Source organism: Clostridium sp. MSJ-8 (assembly GCF_018918325.1).
In the GTDB taxonomy this organism is placed as follows: Bacteria; Bacillota; Clostridia; order Clostridiales; family Clostridiaceae; genus Clostridium.
The window spans coordinates 1-22252 of sequence record NZ_JAHLQH010000032.1; the positions used below are offsets into that span (position 1 = coordinate 1).

The following is a 22252-nucleotide window of genomic DNA, read 5'->3' on the forward strand; positions in this document are numbered from 1 at the left end:
AATAATAAATTATTCTATGATATTATGATTTTCTACAAAATTGTATATCACTAAAATCAAATAAAAATGTGATTATTTCTAAGAAGAAATTAAGAATACACAAAATTATTTACAGGCTCAATTTTCAGGATTAAGGCATTTTAACTCATCTAATACAAATAATCCGTCTTTTCTGATAAGAATATCATCAAAATATATTTCTCCGCCACCATATTCAGGTCTTTGAATTAAAACTAAATCCCAGTGGATGGCAGAAGCATTTCCATTATAAGCATCATCATAACAACTACCTGGTGTAAAGTGTATAGAACCACATATTTTTTCATCGAAAAGTATGTCTTTCATAGGTTTTAATACATAAGGATTAACACCAATAGCAAATTCACCTACATATCTTGCACCTTCATCTGTATCAAATATATCGTTGATTCTCTTAGTATCATTTGATGTTGCATTTATAATTTTTCCGTCTTTAAAGGTAAGAGAGACATTTTCATGTACAAAACCTTCGTATAATGAAGGCGTGTTATATGTTATAGTTCCATTTATTGAATCTCTAACAGGTGCTGTATACACTTCTCCATCAGGAATATTCATTGCTCCATCACATTTGATAGCTGGTATATCCTTTATTGAAAATGTTAAGTCGGTTCCTTCAGCTACAAGACGTACTTTATCTGTTTTATTCATAAGATCTACTAGGCTGTCCATAGCATTCGACATTTTAGAATAGTCTAAGTTACATACATCAAAATAGAAATCCTCAAAAGAATCAGTACTCATATTAGCAGCTTGAGCCATTGAATAGTTAGGGTATCTTAAGATAACCCATCTTGTTTTTGGTACTCTTATATCGCCATGAACCTTGTTCCAGAAATATTTATTATATATTGCTAATTTTTCTGAAGGCACATCAGCTAGTTCTGATATATTGTTACTAGAACGAACTCCAATGTAACAATCTACATCATTCATTCTATCTGCTTCATATTTTGCCATCATAGACATTTGATCTTCTGTACAACTCATAAGAAGAGCACGGTCTATTTCTTTATCTTTTAATGTTACTAGAGGTATAGCTTTTGCCTTATATGTTTCGTTTATTAATTCCTTAATAAGTGGTTTACATTCTCCTATACCTTCTATTAAAACTTTTTCTCCAGGTTGAACTTTACAAGAGTAGTTTATTAAATTATGTGCTAAAGTAGTATATCGTGGATCTTTCATAAAATAAATACACCTCCAATTATTTATATATTAATTTATAAATAGTATAACACTAATAATGTACATATTTAATACATATTTTAATTATAGAAAAATATAAATAGATTAATAGGGGGGGAGTTTTGGTTGAGAAAAGTAATAAGGTTTGCTTCTATTTTTTTTCTTATAATTGTTGCTTCAATTTTAATATTTAGTTTTTCAGATAAGTATAAGATTGGAGTTATAAAAAATAATATTGAGTGTACAGTTATTGCAAAGTGCAATGATGATGCAAGAGCTATTGATGTTATAGATAATAGTATCTATGTAGCATATCCACATAGCGTTAAAGTAATATCACAAGATGGTAGGGTAAAAAAGTTATTTGATGTAGATGAGAATATAGATGATATAGTCTGTTTATCAGATAGAATATATGTAATAAGTGATAGTAGTATATATGAATATAATAATTCTAAGGTTAATGTATTATTGAGTAATATACCAAGTGGAAATAATGATATAAAACATAAAATTTTAGTGTGTGGAGACAAAATTTTATTTACAGTACCTGCCAAAACTAATTCTGGAGTATATGATGATAATAGTCTAGAGAAAATAGCTACATTTGAAGATGAAGCAATAGGAACAGCAAGTGTATATTCTGTAAATGTAGGTACAAGGAAAATTGAATTATATGCAATGGGGATAAGAGGAATAAAGGGAATAGATATAAGTAGTGAAGGTAAAATATATGCAATATTTTCGGGGATGAATAATAAAGGCGTTAGACCTGTATGTAATGATACTGATTATATATATGAAATAAAAGAAAAAAAGAATTATGGCTGGCCTAATTATAGTGGAGGAGATCAAATAGATTCATCTAGATTTGCAAGAGATAAACTTATAGAATTTATAGGAGAACATAAAGTAATTGATATGGATAAACCTGTTTTTGTAGCTAACTCTTTAGGTGAATTAGAAGAACTTGGAGTGTATAAATGGAATAAAATATTACCTAAAGATTCAATAATATATGTAAATACATTGAAAAATGAAATAGAAGCTATAGTTAATAAAAAATATAAGATTAGTTTATTACGATTGATAGATAAAAGTAATATAAAAGATATAACTGTTAAGGAGGATAAAATAATATTATTAGATAGTGGGGCAAATGCCATTTATAGCATTAATTCAAAAAATGATTTTTCAAAAGGTAAGGTATCTATTGAGATTTTAGTATATTTATTTATTCTTGTTTTAGCAATAATTATGATTATAATGTTCAAGAAAAGAAAGGCAGATGAAAATGAATAAAACATTAGTTGTTAATATGAGTTATTTTAATCTAAATGGTGATATTTTAGATATTTCATGTGATGAGTATGGAATTATATATAATCTATCAAAAGATGTGCTAGATGAGATATCTTTAGATTATGTAGATGAAAATAATAAAAAGTTATTGTATGATAGAAAATATGATGCCTGTACGTTCTTTTTTAATATAAGTAAGATATTTAGTAATAGAAAAAGGAAAAAAATGATAAAAGAAGTATCACAATATATAAAAAAAGAAGGTCATATATATTTATGGGATGTAAATAAAGATATTAGGGAAAATGTGAATAGTAAGATTGAAATAATTCTACCTAATGGAAATGTTAAAACAGGGATTTTAAAAAATAATAATCCTTTTATTAAGTGCGGTTATGATGAGATAATAGATATTGTAAAACAATATTATATAATCGAAGAAACAAGAGTGTGGGAAAATATGTTTTTTATAAAAGGAAGAAAAGAAAATTAAATAAACATGTATAGTAAAGGAGTAGCATAAGAACATGAAAGTATTATTAGTAGCGTTAAATTCAAAGTATATTCATAGCAATTTGGCAGTAAGATATTTGAGAGCATTTACAAAGGATATGGATTATGAAGGAAAAATAAGAGAATTTTCTATAAATGATAGAGAAGAGAGAATATTAAAGGAAATAATATATGAAAAACCAGACGTGGTTGCATTTTCTACATATATATGGAATGTAACTATGGTAACTGAATTAGCATCTCTTATAAAAAAAGTAAATAAAAATATAGAAATAGTATATGGTGGGCCTGAAGTATCTTATGATAGTAGGGAATTTCTAGAAGAAAATGTAGGTGAATATGTTATAGAAGGAGAAGGAGAAAAAACATATAGAGATTTTATTGAATATAAATTAGGAAAAATTGAATTAAAAGATGTAAAAGGGTTACACTATAAAAAAGATGGTATTGTATATTCTAATGCTAGAAGAATGCCTATGGACATGAATGAAATTGTGTTTCCTTATGAAGAAGATGAAGATTTGAGTAATAAAATAGTCTATTATGAGTCTAGTAGAGGATGTCCATTTAATTGTATATATTGTTTATCTTCAACAACACATGGGGTTAGATTTTTAGATATAGAACGAGTGAAGAGAGAATTGCAGTATTTTATAGATAAGAAGGTTAGGCTAGTTAAGTTTGTAGATAGAACTTTTAATTGTAATCACAAGCACACTATGGCTATATGGCAATTCTTGATTAATGCTGATACTGATACAGAATTTCATTTTGAAGTTTCGGCTGATATTCTTAAGGACTCTGAGATAGAGTTACTTAAAACAGCACCTAAGGGGAGGTTTAGATTAGAAGTTGGAGTACAAACAACTAACAATGAGATTCTTAGAAACATTAATAGATTTGTAAACTTCGAAGATATAAAGGAGAAAGTTGAAGAGCTTCAAGAACTTAAGAATATAACTCAACATTTAGATTTAATAGCTGGCCTTCCAGGTGAGGATATGGAGTCGTTTATTAAGTCATTTAATGATGTGCATGAGATAATGCCTGAAGAAATTCAATTAGGTTTCTTGAAATTATTAAAAGGATCAGCTATGAGAGAAGAAAGCTCAAAATACAACATGGAATATTCTGACAAACCACCTTATGAAATATTAACAACAAGTAAACTTTCGTATTTTGAAATTCAAAGACTAAAAAAAGTAGAGGAAATGGTCGATAAATATTACAACAGTAAAAAATTTGATAATATACTAGGTTTCTTCTATAGAAAGTTTGACACACCGTTTGATTTTTACGATAAGCTTGGAGACTTTTTTGAGCAAAAAGGTTATTTTGATAAAAACATTGGTAATTCACAATACTATAAAGTATTCTTAGATTTTAATGTGGAGATGCTAGAAGGTGAAGAGGACTATTTAGTAGATATAATTAGATATGATTATCTTAGATTTAATAAAAAAAGAGGAATGCCTGAATTCTTAAAGGTGAATATTGATAGAGATATAGAACAAAAAATAAAAGAATACTATAAAGGTATATACTCATTTAAAGATTATATTATAGAATTTTTTTCAATAGATATGGATACATATGTCTCTACAGGAGATGTTTATAAGCGAGATAATTACTACTTGGTAAATAATAATAATGAAATGATAAAAATATATTAATTATCTTGAAACATGTATATAAAGTTATTGAAAAAAAGTTGAGATAGTGTATAATTAAATAATATAAAGTAATTAATACTATATTAAATATTAATTCATATATTATTAATTATTATATAAGAAATCCTTATACGTAAAGGTGGTGAGATTTTGGCATTAGAAGCAATAAAAGAAATTAAAACTGCAGAAGCTCAAGCTGATGAAATTATTAAAAATGCTAATATTGAGGCTAAGACAATTGTTCAGAATGCAAAGAAAGAGGCTGATGAGCAATACATAGCAGCAATAGAAAAAGCTAAAGAAAAATGTAAATCAATTTTAGACAGCAAGATTAAAGAAGGCGAAGAGATAGCTCAGCCTATATTAGAAAAAGGTGATGTTGATACTAAAGGGATTTATGATTTATCTGATGCTAAAAAACAAGAAGCTGTAAAAATAGTGGTTGAGAGGATAGTGAAGATGAATGGCAATTGTTAAGATGAACAAATTCACCTTGCTAGCTTTTGAGTCACAGAAAAAAGAACTTCTTAAAGAATTACAAAAATCTTCTTTAGTAGAGTTCATTAATTTACAAGACGAAAACTTTTTAGAAAACAACGAAGAGTTTTCAGACCTAGGAAAAGATGATTCGGGGTCAGTATATGGTGATTGTGAAGAAGAATTATCATTGGCTAAAGTTACTCTAGCATACTTAAAAGAATTTATTCCTCGACAATCAGGATTTAAGGCTATGAAGGAAGGCAAGAAGGAATTAACAGCACAAGAATTAGAAAAAACAGTTAAAGAAACTGACTGGAAAGCTATCTGTGCAAAGGTTAAAGAAAAAGAAGATAAGATATCAGGGTTAGAACATGAGAAAACTCAATATCAAACTGAAATAGAAGCTATGAAGCCATATGAAAGTTTTGATGTTCCATTCTCAGAATTAAAAACTCTGAAAACACCTTATTACATTGGTAGCCTTCCAAATCAATACAAGGAAACAGTAGTTTCTGAGTTTGAAGATTGCTATGTAGAAGTAATTTCTAGCAACAATCAAGATGTGTTTTTATTCTTAATGTGTGATAAAACACAACAAGAGGAAGTGTCAGAAAAGCTTAGAGGGTTTGGATTTAGTCAATTCAAGACAGAATTGGAAGACACAGCAATAAAGATAATCCATGACAATATGGATAAGATTGAGAAGATTAACTCAAACATATTCTTTGTTAAAGAAGAACTAGCAGCTTTAGATGAAGATGCTAAAACCTTAGAACTAGTATGTGAATACTACGAGAATATGATAATAAGAAAAGAAGCGGTAACAAACTTCTTAAAAACAGAAAATGTCGCTGTAATTCAAGGTTGGTTAGCAATCGAAGATAATGAAGAATTCACTGCTATACTTAATAAGGTATTAGGTGATGAATATAGTTTATCATTTGAAGAAGTTACAGAAGACGAGATATTAGATGTACCAGTTAAGCTTGAAAATAATTCGCTTAATAGTGCATTTGAAGATATAACTCAAATGTACAGTACACCTAGATATAATGAAATAGATCCTACACCGCTATTAGCACCATTCTATTTGATATTCTTTGGAATGATGATAGGAGATATAGGATATGGATTATTACTATTAATAGGAACAGCAGTTGCACTTAAATGTTTTAATCTAGAAGAAGGTACAAAAAAGTTTATGAAATTCTTCTTCTACTTAAGTATACCAAGTATACTTTTTGGAGTTATAACAGGTTCATTCTTTGGTGATTTAATTGCGTTACCGAAATTAATAGATACTAATAAGGACATTAATACTTATTTAGGTATTTCAATTGCATTTGGTGTTATCCAAATATTCTTTGGTTTAGGAATTAAGGCATATATGCTAATAAGAGATGGAAAACCAAAAGATGCATTTTATGATGTAGGAGCATGGGTAATAACATTAATTTCCCTTGCATTAGTTCTATTTGGAAGTAAAGTTGGACTTCCACCAGTTGGAAAGAAAATTGCTATTGGCTTTATGATATTTGGTATGGTAGTAATAGTTCTTACAGGAGGAAGACAAGAAAAGAACGTTGGTGCAAGACTAGGTCAAGGTGCTTATTCTCTATATAATATTACAGGATACGTTGGAGACTTGGTATCTTATACAAGACTTATGGCATTGGCATTATCTGGAGCATCACTAGGAGCTGCTATGAATCAATTAATGAATATGGTTCCTGGAGTAGCTGGACTTTTATTTGGACCTATAATATTTTTATTTGGTCATATATTTAACTTTGCATTATCTTTATTAGGTGCATATGTTCATACATGTAGATTACAATATGTTGAATATTTTGCTAAATTCTATGAAGGTGGTGGAAAGGCATTCAAACCATTCAAAACAGAAAATAAATTTATTAACTTGAAGAGAGAGTAGGAGGAAAATAATAATGGAAATGAATTGGGTACAATTTTTTGCAGAAAATAATGGAGGATTTATATTTGGAGCTTTAGGTATTGCTCTAGCAGTTGGTTTATCAGGTATTGGATCAGCTAAAGGTGTTGGATTAGCAGGAGAAGCAGTTGCAGGATTACTTACAGAACAACCAGAAAAGTTTGGTAAAGGGTTAATCCTTGAATTATTACCAGGTACACAAGGTTTATATGGATTCGTTATTGGATTAATGGCTTTAGGTAGTGTTTCACTTGATACTTCATTAACTGATGGATTATATATCTTATTTGCTTGTTTACCAATGGCAATTGCAGGTTTATTCTCAGGTATAGCTCAAGGTAAAGCAGCAGCAGCTTCAGTTCAAATCTTAGCTAAAAAAGAAGAACACAATACAAAGGGTATCGTATTAACAGCAATGGTTGAAACTTATGCATTATTAGGATTCGTTGTATCAATCATCCTATTAACTCAACTATAATATTTAGCGGATTGGAGTAGGTAGCTATGGCAAATATAAGCACTCTAACTTCTAAGATCCTTAAGGATGCAGAAGATAGAAAGGAAAGTATTTTACAAGCTGCTAATGCTGAAAAAGCAGAAATCCTTGAAAAGAAGTCAAAAGAAGCTAAGGTATTAGAAGCTGAAATGACTGAAAAGGCAGAAAGAGAAGCTCAAACTAGTAAAGAAAGAGTAATCTCAGGAGCTGAATTAAAATCAAGAAATAAAAAATTAGCAGCAAAGCAAGTAATAATAAATGAAGTGTTTGAAAAAAGTGTTGATGCATTATGTGCATTAAATGCTGATGAATACACAGACTTTATAAAAAATACTATTGTAAATTTAGATATTGATGGTGATGAATCATTAGTACTAAATGAACAAGGAAAAAAATTATTAAATGATACTGTACTAAAAGAAATTAATGATGGTCTTGTATCAAAAGGAAAAAAAGGTGAAATAAAAATAGCTAACGAAGTTGGCAACTTCAAAGGTGGTTTCATACTAGAAAAAGGTGGAATAGAAATAAATAATACTTTTGAAGCATTAGTTTTATCTTTAAGAGAAGAATTAGAATTTGAAGTAGCAAAAGTTTTATTTAATTAAGGAGGTTCATTATGAAAGCAATGCAATTTACTCAAGTAATTCCAAGACTTAGAGTATTAGAGACTAGACTCCTTGATAAAGCTAAAATTGACAGAATGATAGATTCAGATTCTGCAGAAGCATCAATAAAAGTGCTACAAGAAACAGAGTATGCCAACGTGATGTCAGAAGTTAAGAGAGCTGAGGATTATGAAATAATGCTTAGCTCAGAACTTAAGAGAATATATAATGAAATGTATTCTATGAGTCCATCAAGAGCTTTAATAGACCTTATGGGAATAAAATATGATTATCACAACATAAAGGTAATAATAAAAGGAATGATTCTTGAAAAAGATTTTTCTGATTTATTAATACCAGTTGGAGTAAATGATATAAACAAACTAAAGTATTCAATTGAGAATAATGAGTTATCAGGATTTGCTCCAATAATGAGAAAAGCAATAGAAGAAGCTATTGAAGATTATAATTCAAAGAAGGACCCTCAAAGAATAGACGTAATCTTAGACAAGTATATGTTTGAAGATATGAAGTTAATAGCTAAAGAAATAGATGATAAATTCGCTGATAAATATGTTAGTTCATTAATAGATTTAACTAATGTAAAAACTTTACTTAGAGTAAAGAAACAAAACAAGAGCAGAGAATTTTTATTATCAGTAGTTATTGATGGAGGCTCTATTGATAAGGAAACATTAGCAGCATTGTTAACTGATTCAGTTGAAAACATTCCTGGAAAGTTAAGCTATACAGATTATGTTGATGTTTTAAAGAATGGAGTAGAGGAATATTCTAAAAATGGTTCAGCAGGACTTTTAGAAAAGCTAATTGATAATTACATAATGGATATGATGAAAGATGCGAAATTAATACCATTTGGAATAGAACCTGTCTTAGCATATATTTATGCAAAGGAAACAGAAATAAAAGTAATTAGAATTATAATGGTAGGCAAACTCAATAATATTGCTGGGGAAGTAATAAGAGAAAGGCTGCGTGATATATATGTATAAGAAAATAGGAGTAGTTGGTGATAAAGATTCAGTTTTAGCATTCAAAGCACTAGGAATAGATGTATTTCCAGTAGTAGAAAGCGATGAAGCAAGAAAAATTATCGACAAATTAGCTATGAACGATTATGCAGTTATCTTTGTAACAGAACAAGTTGCTCAAAATATAGAAGAAACTATTGAGAGATATAACAATAAAACACTTCCCGCTGTAATATTAATTCCTAGCAATCAAGGATCATTAAATATAGGATTACAAAGAATTAGCGATAACGTAGAAAAAGCTGTAGGCGTTAATATTTTATAGGAAGGTAGGTTGGTAAGGTGAAGACCGGAAGAATAATTAAAGTTTCAGGACCTTTAGTAGTTGCTGAAGGAATGGACGAAGCAAATACTTATGATGTTTGTAAGGTTGGAGAAAAAGGACTTATCGGTGAAATTATAGAAATGAGAGGCGATAAGGCATCAATCCAAGTTTACGAAGAAACTGCAGGTATAGGACCTGGAGACCCAGTTGTTACAACTGGAGAACCACTAAGCGTTGAGTTAGGACCAGGACTAATAGAATCAATGTTTGATGGTATACAAAGACCACTAGATGAATTTTGGAAGGTAGCAAAATCTGACTTCCTTACAAAGGGTATATCAGTTCCATCATTAAACAGAGAAAAGAAATGGGCATTTAAAGCAACAGCTAAAGTTGGTGATGAAGTATCTGGTGGAGATGTTTTAGGAACAGTTCAAGAAACATCAGTTGTTGAACAAAAGATAATGGTTCCACCATATATGAAAGGTAAAGTAAAATCTATCCAAGAAGGTGAATTTACAGTAGTTGATACAATTGCTGTTATTGAAACTGAAGATGGAGATAAAGAAGTTCAATTAATGCAAAAATGGCCAGTAAGAAAAGGTAGACCATATGCTGAAAAGCTTAATCCAAAAGCCCCTATGACAACTGGTCAAAGAGTTATAGATACTTTCTTCCCAGTAGCAAAGGGTGGAGCAGCAGCAGTTCCAGGACCATTCGGAGCTGGAAAAACAGTTGTACAACACCAAATAGCTAAATGGGGAGATGCTGAAATAGTTGTATATGTTGGTTGTGGTGAACGTGGTAACGAAATGACAGACGTTCTTAACGAATTCCCAGAACTAAAAGATCCAAAGACTGGTGAAAGCTTAATGAAGAGAACAGTTCTTATAGCTAACACTTCAAACATGCCAGTTGCAGCTAGAGAAGCTTCTATATATACAGGTATAACAATAGCTGAATACTTTAGAGATATGGGATATTCAGTATCTATTATGGCTGACTCTACATCAAGATGGGCAGAAGCATTAAGAGAAATGTCAGGTAGACTTGAAGAAATGCCTGGTGATGAAGGATATCCAGCATATTTAGGATCAAGACTTGCTGATTATTATGAAAGAGCTGGAAAGGTTGTATGTTTAGGAAATGGTAATAGAGAAGGAGCAATAACTGCTATAGGTGCGGTATCACCTCCAGGAGGAGATATTTCAGAACCAGTATCACAAGCAACTTTAAGAATTGTTAAGGTATTCTGGGGACTAGATGCTCAACTTGCTTATCAAAGACATTTCCCATCAATTAACTGGTTAAATTCATATTCTCTATACCAAAGTACAATAGATGCTTGGATGGATCAAAATGTTAAACCAGATTGGTCAGATTTAAGACAAGAATGTATGTCTTTATTACAAGATGAAGCAAACCTTCAAGAAATCGTAAGATTAGTAGGTATAGATGCTTTATCAGAAAAAGATAGATTAAAATTAGAAGTAGCTAAGTCAATTAGAGAAGACTATTTACAACAAAATGGTTTCCACGAAATTGATACATATACTTCATTAGATAAGCAATATAAGATGCTAAAAGTTATTATTGGTTTCAAGAGAGAAGCTGAAAGAGCACTTGATAATGGTGTTTATTTATCAGAAGTTTTAGCATTAGAAGACATCAGAGATAGAATTGCTAGAAGTAAATATGTAAAAGAAGATGAATTAGAAAAGATCGATCAAACAGCTGAAGATCTTAAGAAAGCTATCGACGACTTAATAAACAAAGGAGGGGTACAAGATGCTTAAGGAATATAAAACAGTTACAGAAGTTGTTGGCCCTTTGATGGTTGTTGAAGGCGTTGAAGGTGTTAAATACGATGAATTAGTAGACATCGAGTTACAAACTGGAGAAAAGAGAAAAGGTAAAGTACTAGAAGTTAGTGGTTCAAAGGCCATGGTACAAATCTTCGAAGGTTCTTCAGGAATTAACTTAAAGGGAACAAAAGCAAAATTTTTAGGAAGACCACTTGAAATAGGATGTTCAGAAGACATGCTAGGAAGAGTATTTACAGGAATGGGTGTTCCAAAAGATGGTGGTCCAGCTATCATTCCAGAGGAAAGAAGAGATATAAATGGTGAAGCAATTAACCCAGTAGCTAGAGATTTCCCTTCAGAATTTATTCAAACAGGAATATCAGCTATTGATGGACTTAACACTTTAGTTAGAGGACAAAAGTTACCAGTTTTCTCTGCTTCTGGTTTACCACACAAGGAATTAGCAGCACAGATAGCAAGACAAGCGAGAGTTCTTAACAATGATTCAAAATTCGCTATAGTTTTTGCAGCTATAGGTATTACATTCGAAGAAGCTCAATTCTTCATAGATGAATTTGAATCAACAGGAGCTATTGATAGATCAGTTCTATTTATGAACTTAGCATCTGACCCAGCTATCGAAAGAATTAGTACTCCAAGAATGGCATTAACTACTGCTGAATATTTAGCATACGAAAAGGGAATGCAAGTACTAGTTATAATGACAGATATAACAAATTATGCAGAAGCATTAAGAGAAATTTCTGCAGCGAGAAAGGAAGTTCCTGGTAGAAGAGGTTATCCAGGTTATTTATACACTGACCTTTCAACATTATATGAGAGAGCAGGTAGAATAAGAGGTAAAGAAGGTTCCATTACACAAATTCCAATACTTACAATGCCTGAAGAAGATAAGACTCACCCAATCCCAGACTTAACTGGATATATCACAGAAGGTCAAATAATTCTTTCAAGAGAATTATATAAAAAGGGTATAGAGCCACCAATAGATGTTTTACCATCATTATCAAGATTAAAAGATAAAGGTATTGGTAAGGGAAAAACAAGAGAAGATCATGCTGATACAATGAACCAATTATTCTCAGCATATGCACAAGGTAAGCAAGCAAAAGAATTATCTGCTATCCTTGGAGAATCAGCATTATCTGATACAGATAAAAAGCTAGCTAAGTTCGCAGAAGCTTTTGAAGAGGAATATGTTTCTCAAGGATTTAACACAAATAGAACAATAGAAGAAACTCTTAACTTAGGATGGAAGTTATTAAAGATGCTTCCTAGAACAGAACTTAAGAGAATCAGAGATGAATACCTTGAAAAATATATGCCAAGAGAGGATGCGTAGCATATGGCAAAGCTTAATGTTAATCCTACCAGAATGGAACTTAGCAGACTTAAGAAAAGACTGTCTACCTCTACAAGAAGTCACAAGCTGTTAAAAGATAAGCAAGATGAGTTAATGAGACAATTCATTAATTTAGTTAAATATAATAATACATTAAGAAAAGAAGTTGAAGGACAACTAGAAGGATCTCTAAAGGACTTCGTTATGGCAAGAGCTGTAATGAGTTCTGAGTTTCTAGAAGAAGCTATAGCTTACCCAAAGGAACATATATCAGTTGATGTTGGAGAGAAAAACGTTATGAGTGTTTCTGTTCCAGTAATGAATTTCAAGAGGGAGCTAGAAGGTGATGAAGGTAGTATATATCCTTATGGATTTGCTAACACTTCAGCAGATTTAGATGATGCTATAGCAAAATTATATGGAATTCTACCTAAGCTACTAGAATTAGCAGAAGTAGAAAAATCATGCCAACTTATGGCTGATGAAATAGAAAAGACTAGAAGAAGAGTTAATGCTCTTGAATATATGACAATACCACAATTAGAAGAAACTATAAAATATATTCGTATGAAGCTTGATGAAAATGAAAGATCAGCAACTACACGTCTAATGAAGGTTAAGTCAATGATAGAACAAAGAGGTTAATTTCTGGATGTAAAAGCGTATTTTCACAGTTAAACTTTAACTGTGAAGATGCGCTTTTTAACTTTTCAAGGAAATTATATTTTATTTGATTAAAGTGCAGGATAATAGTATAATCTAATGTGAATTATAATATGAAAACTAAAAGAGAAAATTAGAGGAGAATATGAGATGCGTTATATATTAATTTTATTAGTGGCATTTGTTATATCTTTTTTATTAACTAAACCACTTATAAAACTATCTCAAAAGATAGGATTTACAGATAAGCCAACAAAAAGAAAGGCGCATGCAGCACCTATACCGTTATCAGGAGGTATAGGAATATATATAGGATTTTTTATTTCATTTTTAATATTTGTAACTGAGATTGATGAACATAAGTTTTGGATTTTTATAGGAGCAACATTAATATTATTTATAGGAATATTTGATGATACATATAAGTCTAGAAAAAAAGAATTTCCTATATTGCCTAGATTAATTGTACAGTTATTTGCTGCTTATTTAGTTTATAGAGCAGGAATAGTATTTAGAGGATTTGACAATCCATTTACAAATGAATATATATTATTACCAGAATATCTTCAATGTATTCTTACTATAACATGGATATTTGGAGTAACAACAGTTATTAATTGGTCTGATGGAATGGATGGATTAGCAGGTGGAATATCTGTAGTTTCTTCATTAACCTTTTTTTGTGCAGCATTAATATTAGGTCAAACATGTTCAGCAGAAACATCAATATGTTTAGTAGGTGCTATTCTAGGTTTCTTGATATATAATAAGTATCCTGCACAGGTATTTATGGGGGATTCAGGAGCTAACGTTATAGGATTTTTACTTTCTATAATAGCATTAGATGGAGCATTTAAACAAGCAACAGTAATGAGTTTGTTTTTACCTATATTTGCATTAGCTGTTCCTATTTTTGATAACATATTTGTTATTTTTAAGAGACTTTTTGATGGAAAACCTGTATATCAAGCAGATAGAAGCCAAATACATTTTAGACTTAAGTCTAAAGGTATGTCTACAAAGCAAGTTGTTAATTTTATTATTTTTATTAGTTTAATATTTAGTACAATTTCTATAGTATTATTAATTATAAAATAAATTATTTTAAGGAGGAATTTATAAATGGAAAAAGTAGAAAGTTTTGAATTAGATCATAGAAAAGTAAAGGCACCCTATGTGAGAAAATGTTGTGTGCTAGAAGGACCTAATGGAGACAAAGTAACTAAGTTTGATCTTAGATTTTTACAACCTAACAAGGAAGCATTTGGTACAGCAGCAATGCATGGACTTGAACATTTATTAGCTCATGAATTACGTAGTAGAATGGAAGGAATAATAGACTTTTCACCTATGGGATGTAGAACAGGATTCTATATAAGTATATTTGGAGATGTTGAACCTAGTGTAATGAAGGAAGCATTAGAAGCTTCATTAAAGCAAGTTTTAGTAGCAACAGAAATACCAGCTGCAAATGAGATACAATGTGGTAATTATAGAGATTTATCTCTTTTTGGTGCACAAGAATATGCAAAAGAGGTTTTAGAAAAAGGTTTTTCATTAAATATATACGGAGAATAAAATATGAATTTTAAGGGATTAAGTATTCCCAAGAAGGAAGTGCTTCGATATCTAGGTCATAAGAATCAAGAGATAAACGGGAATATTGATAGACTTATAGATGAAACTATAGAAGAAGCAAAAGAGTTAATTGCTCCTAAGAAAGTTGTTGCAAGATATAGAATAACAATAAAGGATACAGGAGTTTATTTAGATAATACTAATCTTGTCTTAACAGGAGAGGATATTAAAAATCATTTAAAGTACTCAAAGGATATATATATAATGGCTGTAACACTTGGAAGTGTGATTGAGAAAAAGATTGCGTATTATGAAAAGATAGATTTAACTAAAGCTATTATATTAGATTCATGTGCAACAACAGCAGTTGAGGAGTTTTGTGATTATATAGAAGAAGATATTAAGAAAATAGCAGAAAATGAAAATATGGGGATAACATTTAGATATAGTCCTGGATACGGTGATTTACCTATAGATATTCAAAAGGATTTTTTAGATACGCTTAATGCAACTAAGGTTATAGGTCTTACTGTATCTAGGCATAATCTTCTTATGCCTAGAAAGTCTGTAACTGCTATTATTGGATTAATACCAAAGGATAAAGAATTAAATAAAAGAACATGTGAAGTATGCAGTAATTATGAAAACTGCAAATTTAGAAAAGAGGGTGTAAGCTGTGGAAGTTAAAAAATATATAGAAGATAATATCCTTGTATTCGATGGAGCAATGGGGACAATGCTACAGAATAAAGGACTTAAGTTAGGTGAACACCCTGATGTATTAAACATTACAGAAAAAGAAAAAGTAATGGAAGTATATAGAGAATACATAGAAGCGGGAACTATGGTTATAACAACTAATACTTTTGGTGCTAATGAGTTAAAGTTAGAAGCATCAGGATATTCTGTTGAAGAAGTAATAGATGCTGGTATAAAACTTGCAAAGGAAGCAATAGGAGATAAAGATATATTAGTAGCTCAAGATATTGGACCTATAGGACAACTTTTACAACCTATGGGAACATTAAGCTTTGATGAAGCTTATGATATTTTTAAAAGACAAGTAGTTCAAGGTGAAAAATCAGGAGCAGATTTATTTATTGTTGAGACAATGACAGATCTATATGAAGTAAAAGCTGCAGTACTTGCTATTAAGGAGAACACTAATCTTCCTGTTTTTTGTACAATGTCATTTGAAGAAAACGGAAGAACATTTACTGGGTGTACTCCTGAGAGTATGGTACTTACATTAGAAGGATTAGGCGTTGATGCAGTTGGAGTTAATTGCTCTTTAGGACCTAAGGAATTAGAACCTATGGTTGAAAGAATAGTTAATGCAGCTAATATTCCTATAGTGGTTCAGCCTAATGCAGGATTGCCTAAGATATCATTTGGAGAAACTTATTATGATCTTACTGTAGGAGAATTTATAGGCTATATTAATAAGTTTATTGATATGGGGGTAAGTATAGTTGGAGGATGTTGTGGTACAACTCCAGAATTCACTAAAGCTCTTAGAGAAATAGCTGATTCTAAGAAAAGGGTGAAGAGAGAAAAAATATCCTATTCTGCTATATGTACACCATCAAAAGTTGTAAACATAGATAGTGTAAAGGTAGTAGGTGAAAGAATTAACCCTACAGGAAAGAAGAGATTTAAAGAAGCACTAAAAAATAATGATTTAGATTATATAATTAAGCAAGCTATAGAACAAGTAGAAGCTGGTGCTGATGTTCTTGATGTAAATGTAGGGTCACCTGATATAGATGAAAATGCAATGATGATAAAAGTGGTTAAAGAGATTCAAGGCATAACTGATACACCACTTCAAATAGATTCTTCTTATCCAGAAGTAATTGAAAGTGGATTGAGATACTATAATGGTAAGCCTATAGTTAATTCTGTAAATGGAGAAGATGAAGTATTAGATAGAATACTTCCTGTAGTAAAGAAATATGGAGCGAGTGTTGTAGGATTAACACTAGATAGTAGAGGTATACCACCTACTGCAGCTGAAAGATTTGCCATAGCACAGAAAATAGTAAATAGAGCAGCTGATTATGGAATAGATAAAAAAGATGTATTTATAGATTGCCTTGTTCTTACTGCATCAGCACAACAAGCAGAAGTACAAGAAACACTTAAGGCTCTTAGAAGAGTTAAAGAAGAGTTAGGAGTTAAGACATTATTGGGAGTATCTAATATTTCATTTGGACTTCCTTGTAGAGAAATAATAAATGAAACATTCTTGGCATTAGCATTAGCTAATGGATTAGATTTACCTATAATGAATCCTAATAGTACAGGAATGATGGATGTTATAAACGCTTATAGAGTTCTATATAATATAGATAAAGGCTCAGAGCACTATATTAATATGTATGGCAATATGACTATAGAACGTGGCTCAAGAACATCTAATGGTGGAGTAAGTGATAGCCTAGAGAAAACAGATGATATACAATATATAGTTTTAAAGGGATTAAAGGATGAAGCTGCAATTGCAACAGAGAAGTTATTAGAAACTAATGATGAGTTGACTGTTGTTAATGATTATCTTATACCAGCATTAGATGTTGTTGGAGAAAGATATGAGAAAGGAATAATATTCCTTCCACAATTAATTCAATCAGCAGAAACTGTACAGAAAGCTTTTGAAGTAATAAAAGCTAGACTATCACAAAATAGTGATAATAATATATCAAAAGGACAGATCGTATTAGCAACAGTAAAGGGAGATATTCACGATATAGGTAAAAATATAGTGAAAGTTATATTAGAAAACTATGGATATGATGTAATAGACTTAGGCAAAGATGTAGAAATAGATTTAGTTGTAGAAACAGCACTTAAATATAATGTTAAATTAGTAGGATTAAGTGCACTTATGACTACAACTATAAAGAGTATGGAAGAAACAATAAAAGCCTTAAGAGATAATGGATATAAAGGTGAAGTTGTTGTTGGTGGAGCAGTTTTAACACAAGAATATGCTGATATGATAGGGGCAGATTATTATGCTAATGATGCAAAAGAAACAGCAGAGATAGCTAAGAAAGTATTTAGTTAATATAATTTTATATAAATTATATTAGGATAAAAAATTATTGATGTACATAAATTATAGAATAAATAAGCTAGTTTATAATGCTGAATAGTTCTATAATTTGTGATATAATCAATAATTTTTTACTCTATAGGAAATTATAGTGTAGATAAGAAGTTTTAATGAGGTATTTAGTAAATATGGATAAGAAAATAAAAGAAGAGGAATTAGTTCTTAAAGATAAAAGAAGATTAATAGCAGAAGAGATAGATGAAAAGAAAGCAAATATAAATGATATAGATAAAAAAGTTAAGATATTAACAAAGGCTGCTAAGGGAAGTTATAGTGAAGAAAAAGAAACTACAGAGAAGATATATGATGTATTAGCAAAAGATATAGATTCAATGGAAGAAGCTATGAAAGCACCTTATTTTGGAAGGGTAGATTTTCGAGAATACAAAGGTAGAGAAGAAAAGATATATATAGGCAAAAAAGGTATAAGTAGTACCAAGGATGGAGATGAGATAGTAGTCGATTGGAGAGCACCAGTTGCTGATTTATATTATAGTGGAACAGGTGGAGATGCATATTATAAAGCACCAAGTGGAGTTATAAACGGTAAGCTAGATCTTAAGAGAAAGTTTATGTTTAAGGATGGTAAGATAGACCAGATATTTGATGAAGGCATAAATGAACTTATGATAAATGGAGAAGAAGGAACAGAGCTTGTAGATGAATTCTTAAAGGTTAATCTAGAAGAAAGTCGTGGAAAGAAGTTAAAAGAAGTAGTTGCTACTATTCAAAAAGAACAAAATGAGATAATAAGATGGCCTAAAAATCTTCCTATAATAGTTCAAGGTTCTGCTGGTTCAGGGAAGACAACAGTAGCTCTTCATAGATTAGCATATTTAATTTATAGATATGGAGATTCTATGAAAGGCAAGGACATATTAGTTTTAGCACCTAATAAATTATTTTTGGATTATATATCAGATATATTACCTAGCCTTGGAGCAACTGAAGTTAAACAAAGTACTTTTGAAGAACTAATATTATCTAAACTTAAATTAAAAGGAAAGATATATAATAAAGATGAAAAACTTAAAAATATAATGGAAGAAAAAGATGGAGATAAGAAGAAGCTATTAATAGAATCTAGTAGAATAAGAGGAACTATTGATTTTAAGGAGATGCTAGATAGATATGTAACATTAGTTGAAAGTAGTGCTATAAATATAGAAAGCATTAAAGTAGAAGGTGAGGTTCTATTTGATGCAAAGGAAATAACTAGGCTATATACAAAGGATTTAAAGTCTTATCCTATTAATAAAAGAAAAGATGAAATAAAAAGATATCTTAACCTAAAAATAAAAGAAAAATTACAATTGATTCTTCTAAAAATAGATAATGAATATGATAAAGCTATAAAGGACATAAAGATGAGTTCTCTTGAAGGAGAGGATAGAAGACTTAAGCTTGTAGCAGTATATGATGAGAGAGATGAAAAGAAAAATAAAATAAAAAATACAACTAAGAAAGTGTTTAATGATTATTTTAAGAATTGGAGAGGAATAAATTCAAGGGATATTTTATACAATTTTTATAATGATGATACTTTATTTAGCATAGTTACAGATGATAAGATATCAGATGAGCTATGGCAATATATGAAGGAAGAATTTATAAATAATTGTGAAAATGGAATAATTGATGAAGATGATCTCCCAAGTTTAGCATATATAAGGATACTATTAGAGGGAATAGAAGAAAAAGAGAAGTTCCAACATATAGTTGTGGATGAAGCACAAGATTACAGTCCTTTCCAAGTTTTAGTTGTTAATAATTTTGCAAAGGGAAATTCATTAACATTAGTTGGAGATTTAGCTCAAGGAATATATTATTATAAAGGATTAAAGACTTGGAATGATATAACTAGTGGATTATTTAATAATAAAGCTACTTATGTACAATTAACTCAAAGTTATCGTTCAACAGTAGAGATAATAGATTTTGCAGAAAAGACATTACAAGCTCAGAAGTTAGGATTAAAAGATGCAAAACCGGTATTAAGACATGGAGATAAACCAAAAGTAATAGAAATATTAGAAGATAAGGATTATATAGAAGAAATTGATAAGATTATAACTAAAATAAGAGATGAGGGAAAGAAATCAGTAGCATTAATATGCAAAGATATTGATAGAGCAACTGCAATATCGAAATTGCTTAAGAGAAAAAGCAAATATTCTTTTGATCTTATAAAAGGAAAAGAGAAATCTATAGAGCAGGAAAATGTTATAATACCATCATATTTAACAAAGGGCTTAGAATTTGATTGTTGCATTATAATTAATCCTACTGTAGAAGATTATGGAGAAAACATATTAGATGAGAGATTATTGTATGTAACATTGACTAGAGCATTACATTATGAATATATATTAATAAAGGATGAAATTACTACTTTAATATAAATAAAAATTTAAAACGAAATATTATTATATTTTTATACTTGAAGTTTAATATAATTATGATATATTATATATTGAATTAAAGGTTAGGGAGTGAAAAACATGCTAGATAATAATGAAGAAAAACAAATAATGTCATTTAAAGATGAAGATGGCAATAAGGTTGATTTTGAAGCAGTTGCAAGAATTTTCTTGGGGAAACAAGAATATCTATTACTAGCACCTTTAGATGAAGAGGATAGTGAAGATGTGTTTGCATTTAGAATAGATACAAAAGATGGAAAAGAAGAATATAATCTGGTAGAAGATGATAAAGAATTTCTAGAGGTAAAGAAAGAATATAAAAAGCTTTTATATTAATTTAATGTCTGGAGGTTATATATATGAATTATGAAAATATCTTAGATATTATGGAGGAAAATGGTTTATCAGATTGTGATGTAATTAAGAATTCGGATGATCATATTGTAGTTGAATTTTGTTATGATTTTGATAATGATGAGAAACAAGCAGCAAAATCTTATGCAAATGATGAAAGTGGAATGAATAGCGATAGTCCTGAATGGATGGAAGATTATTACGTCCCTTATCTATATGATGTTGCAAAGGACAATATACAAGAGATAATAGAAGATATATGCGACGAATATGATTTAGAGGCAGAGTTCAGAAAGATAGATAATGCTGATGATAGTGAATACATAAAGGCTCTAGTAGTATTTTGTACTGAAGAATGTGAGTCAGATATAGAGGAAATAATTAGCGATTTTGTGTAAAAATAATTGTTGAAAACCATTAGAAATGTGCTATAATAAAGTCATAAAAGATATTCCTGAGATGTTCGCGTAGCTTATTATGTTCAACCTACATAACATATAAGGGATTTGCAACATTGTTATGGCTGTCGGGCTTCAGTAATCCATTACATGGCAGGAGAAGGCAAAAGTAACATGAGCTTAACCCACCTGCGAGGCGCAGGTCTGAGCAACTAAGCAGACGGCATGTTGGGGTATTTGATTAATGAATTGAAACCACTTAATCTTTGATTAAGTGGTTTTTAATTTTTAGGCAATTATATTTTGTTCATAGTTGTGGATAACTATCTTAGATATAGTGCATAACTAAATTCAAGGCATACAAACCTAAAGAGTAAAAAAGAAAAATAGTGATATGAAATGGGGATAAAATATGAAGATATGTGTATATGGAGCAGCTAGAGAAGAAATTAATGAAATATACAAAATAGAAGCGGAAGCTTTAGGAAGATTGATCGGTGAAAGAGGACATACATTAGTTTTTGGCGGTGGAAGATATGGAATGATGGGGGCAGTGGCTAGAGGTGTTAAGGAAAAATGTGGACACATAATAGGAGTTTCACCTGAATATATACAAGCTAAACAAAGTATTCTTGAAGATTGTGATGAAATTTTTTCTCCAGCTACGTTACAAGATAGGAAAAAGATGTTTGAAGATATAAGTGATGCTTTTATTATTCTTCCAGGTGGAATTGGAACATGTGATGAATTATTTGAAATTTTGGCACAGAAAAGTCTAGGACAAGTTAATAAAAAGGTATGTGTATTAAACATAAATGGATATTATAATAGAATAGATGAAATGCTAAAATATATGATGCATGAAGGATTTATAAAATCAGATATTAATGCTCTATATAAGATATTTAATAATATTGATGAGTTATTAGATTATGTGGAAAATTAATCAAGGCAGATTTATTTTCAATGCATATTATGAATAA

Annotated in this window: 21 protein-coding genes and 1 other RNA gene; 21 read left to right on the forward strand and 1 reads right to left on the reverse strand. The window is 30.2% G+C overall.

The annotated features are described in order from the left end of the window. Positions 1 to 117: 117 nt before the first annotated feature. Positions 118 to 1227, reverse strand: coding sequence for an aminopeptidase (locus KQI77_RS06490; protein ID WP_216389554.1), 1110 nt, complete (start codon positions 1225 to 1227; stop codon positions 118 to 120). A 126-nt stretch (positions 1228 to 1353) separates the two neighbouring features. On the opposite strand from KQI77_RS06490, the gene KQI77_RS06495 reads away from it, so the two are divergent. The 21 genes from KQI77_RS06495 (at position 1354) to KQI77_RS06595 (ending at position 22215) form a co-directional block, all read left to right on the forward strand. Next, on the forward strand, positions 1354 to 2529 hold the full coding sequence (locus KQI77_RS06495) for a PQQ-dependent sugar dehydrogenase (RefSeq protein ID WP_216389555.1): 1176 nt from the start codon (positions 1354 to 1356) through the stop codon (positions 2527 to 2529). After that, complete coding sequence (locus KQI77_RS06500; RefSeq protein WP_216389556.1) at positions 2522 to 3022, forward strand: hypothetical protein; 501 nt, start codon at positions 2522 to 2524, stop codon at positions 3020 to 3022. Before KQI77_RS06495 ends, KQI77_RS06500 begins: the two co-directional genes overlap by 8 nt. Positions 3023 to 3056: 34 nt before the next feature. Then, positions 3057 to 4715, forward strand: coding sequence for a B12-binding domain-containing radical SAM protein (locus KQI77_RS06505; RefSeq protein ID WP_216389557.1), 1659 nt, complete (start codon positions 3057 to 3059; stop codon positions 4713 to 4715). A gap of 150 nt (positions 4716 to 4865) precedes the next feature. Beyond that, positions 4866 to 5192 (forward strand): ATPase, encoded by a 327-nt coding sequence (locus KQI77_RS06510; RefSeq protein WP_216389558.1) that lies wholly within the window; start codon positions 4866 to 4868, stop codon positions 5190 to 5192. Next, positions 5179 to 7128, forward strand: a complete 1950-nt coding sequence (locus KQI77_RS06515) for a V-type ATP synthase subunit I (protein ID WP_216389559.1) — start codon at positions 5179 to 5181, stop codon at positions 7126 to 7128. The genes KQI77_RS06510 and KQI77_RS06515 overlap by 14 nt, the downstream gene beginning before the upstream one ends. 13 nt (positions 7129 to 7141) lie before the next feature. Then, positions 7142 to 7624 carry a V-type ATP synthase subunit K gene (locus KQI77_RS06520; RefSeq protein ID WP_216389560.1) on the forward strand — a complete coding sequence of 161 codons (483 nt, stop codon included), beginning with the start codon at positions 7142 to 7144 and terminating at the stop codon, positions 7622 to 7624. A 26-nt stretch (positions 7625 to 7650) separates the two neighbouring features. Further along, the gene (locus KQI77_RS06525; protein ID WP_216389561.1) at positions 7651 to 8250 is read left to right on the forward strand and encodes a V-type ATP synthase subunit E; all 600 of its coding nucleotides are present in this window, start codon (positions 7651 to 7653) and stop codon (positions 8248 to 8250) included. A gap of 11 nt (positions 8251 to 8261) precedes the next feature. Next, a complete protein-coding gene (locus KQI77_RS06530; protein WP_216389562.1) occupies positions 8262 to 9263 on the forward strand; it encodes a V-type ATP synthase subunit C in 1002 nt (333 codons plus the stop codon). Next, positions 9256 to 9567, forward strand: a complete 312-nt coding sequence (locus KQI77_RS06535; protein ID WP_216389563.1) for a V-type ATP synthase subunit F — start codon at positions 9256 to 9258, stop codon at positions 9565 to 9567. The genes KQI77_RS06530 and KQI77_RS06535 overlap by 8 nt, the downstream gene beginning before the upstream one ends. Before the next feature lie 17 nt (positions 9568 to 9584). Continuing rightward, positions 9585 to 11363, forward strand: a complete 1779-nt coding sequence (locus KQI77_RS06540; protein ID WP_216389564.1) for a V-type ATP synthase subunit A — start codon at positions 9585 to 9587, stop codon at positions 11361 to 11363. Beyond that, positions 11356 to 12735: a V-type ATP synthase subunit B gene (locus KQI77_RS06545; RefSeq protein WP_216389565.1), complete on the forward strand. Its 1380-nt coding sequence runs from the start codon at positions 11356 to 11358 to the stop codon at positions 12733 to 12735. The genes KQI77_RS06540 and KQI77_RS06545 overlap by 8 nt, the downstream gene beginning before the upstream one ends. A gap of 3 nt (positions 12736 to 12738) precedes the next feature. Beyond that, entirely contained in the window at positions 12739 to 13380 is a 642-nt protein-coding gene (locus KQI77_RS06550; protein WP_216389566.1) for a V-type ATP synthase subunit D, read from the forward strand. Positions 13381 to 13548: 168 nt separating this feature from the next. Next, complete coding sequence (locus tag KQI77_RS06555) at positions 13549 to 14496, forward strand: MraY family glycosyltransferase (RefSeq protein ID WP_216389567.1); 948 nt, start codon at positions 13549 to 13551, stop codon at positions 14494 to 14496. 24 nt (positions 14497 to 14520) lie between these two features. Next, entirely contained in the window at positions 14521 to 14976 is a 456-nt protein-coding gene (locus KQI77_RS06560) for an S-ribosylhomocysteine lyase (protein WP_216389568.1), read from the forward strand. 3 nt (positions 14977 to 14979) lie between these two features. Further along, on the forward strand, positions 14980 to 15663 hold the full coding sequence (locus KQI77_RS06565; RefSeq protein ID WP_216389569.1) for a vitamin B12 dependent-methionine synthase activation domain-containing protein: 684 nt from the start codon (positions 14980 to 14982) through the stop codon (positions 15661 to 15663). After that, on the forward strand, positions 15653 to 18046 hold the full coding sequence (locus KQI77_RS06570) for a homocysteine S-methyltransferase family protein (RefSeq protein WP_216389570.1): 2394 nt from the start codon (positions 15653 to 15655) through the stop codon (positions 18044 to 18046). The genes KQI77_RS06565 and KQI77_RS06570 overlap by 11 nt, the downstream gene beginning before the upstream one ends. Positions 18047 to 18222: 176 nt before the next feature. Next, positions 18223 to 20496, forward strand: a complete 2274-nt coding sequence (gene helD, locus KQI77_RS06575; RefSeq protein ID WP_216389571.1) for an RNA polymerase recycling motor HelD — start codon at positions 18223 to 18225, stop codon at positions 20494 to 20496. A gap of 99 nt (positions 20497 to 20595) precedes the next feature. Further along, positions 20596 to 20853, forward strand: coding sequence for a DUF1292 domain-containing protein (locus KQI77_RS06580; RefSeq protein ID WP_216389572.1), 258 nt, complete (start codon positions 20596 to 20598; stop codon positions 20851 to 20853). Between the two features lie 23 nt (positions 20854 to 20876). After that, entirely contained in the window at positions 20877 to 21269 is a 393-nt protein-coding gene (locus tag KQI77_RS06585; RefSeq protein WP_216389573.1) for a hypothetical protein, read from the forward strand. 50 nt (positions 21270 to 21319) lie between these two features. Continuing rightward, positions 21320 to 21507, forward strand: a non-coding RNA gene (gene ssrS, locus KQI77_RS06590) — 6S RNA. Between the two features lie 174 nt (positions 21508 to 21681). Continuing rightward, positions 21682 to 22215: a TIGR00730 family Rossman fold protein gene (locus tag KQI77_RS06595; RefSeq protein WP_216389574.1), complete on the forward strand. Its 534-nt coding sequence runs from the start codon at positions 21682 to 21684 to the stop codon at positions 22213 to 22215. Positions 22216 to 22252: the final 37 nt, after the last annotated feature.

Bases quoted from the DNA above. Each gene is read 5' to 3' on its own strand.
- KQI77_RS06490 (WP_216389554.1), bottom strand. From the start codon at position 1,227: ATGAAAGATCCACGATATACTACTTTAGCACATAATTTAATAAACTAC.
- KQI77_RS06500 (WP_216389556.1), top strand. From the start codon at position 2,522: ATGAATAAAACATTAGTTGTTAATATGAGTTATTTTAATCTAAATGGT.
- KQI77_RS06505 (WP_216389557.1), top strand. From the start codon at position 3,057: ATGAAAGTATTATTAGTAGCGTTAAATTCAAAGTATATTCATAGCAAT.
- KQI77_RS06515 (WP_216389559.1), top strand. From the start codon at position 5,179: ATGGCAATTGTTAAGATGAACAAATTCACCTTGCTAGCTTTTGAGTCA.
- KQI77_RS06520 (WP_216389560.1), top strand. From the start codon at position 7,142: ATGGAAATGAATTGGGTACAATTTTTTGCAGAAAATAATGGAGGATTT.
- KQI77_RS06525 (WP_216389561.1), top strand. From the start codon at position 7,651: ATGGCAAATATAAGCACTCTAACTTCTAAGATCCTTAAGGATGCAGAA.
- KQI77_RS06530 (WP_216389562.1), top strand. From the start codon at position 8,262: ATGAAAGCAATGCAATTTACTCAAGTAATTCCAAGACTTAGAGTATTA.
- KQI77_RS06535 (WP_216389563.1), top strand. From the start codon at position 9,256: ATGTATAAGAAAATAGGAGTAGTTGGTGATAAAGATTCAGTTTTAGCA.
- KQI77_RS06545 (WP_216389565.1), top strand. From the start codon at position 11,356: ATGCTTAAGGAATATAAAACAGTTACAGAAGTTGTTGGCCCTTTGATG.
- KQI77_RS06550 (WP_216389566.1), top strand. From the start codon at position 12,739: ATGGCAAAGCTTAATGTTAATCCTACCAGAATGGAACTTAGCAGACTT.
- KQI77_RS06555 (WP_216389567.1), top strand. From the start codon at position 13,549: ATGCGTTATATATTAATTTTATTAGTGGCATTTGTTATATCTTTTTTA.
- KQI77_RS06560 (WP_216389568.1), top strand. From the start codon at position 14,521: ATGGAAAAAGTAGAAAGTTTTGAATTAGATCATAGAAAAGTAAAGGCA.
- KQI77_RS06565 (WP_216389569.1), top strand. From the start codon at position 14,980: ATGAATTTTAAGGGATTAAGTATTCCCAAGAAGGAAGTGCTTCGATAT.
- helD (WP_216389571.1), top strand. From the start codon at position 18,223: ATGGATAAGAAAATAAAAGAAGAGGAATTAGTTCTTAAAGATAAAAGA.
- KQI77_RS06580 (WP_216389572.1), top strand. From the start codon at position 20,596: ATGCTAGATAATAATGAAGAAAAACAAATAATGTCATTTAAAGATGAA.
- KQI77_RS06585 (WP_216389573.1), top strand. From the start codon at position 20,877: ATGAATTATGAAAATATCTTAGATATTATGGAGGAAAATGGTTTATCA.
- KQI77_RS06595 (WP_216389574.1), top strand. From the start codon at position 21,682: ATGAAGATATGTGTATATGGAGCAGCTAGAGAAGAAATTAATGAAATA.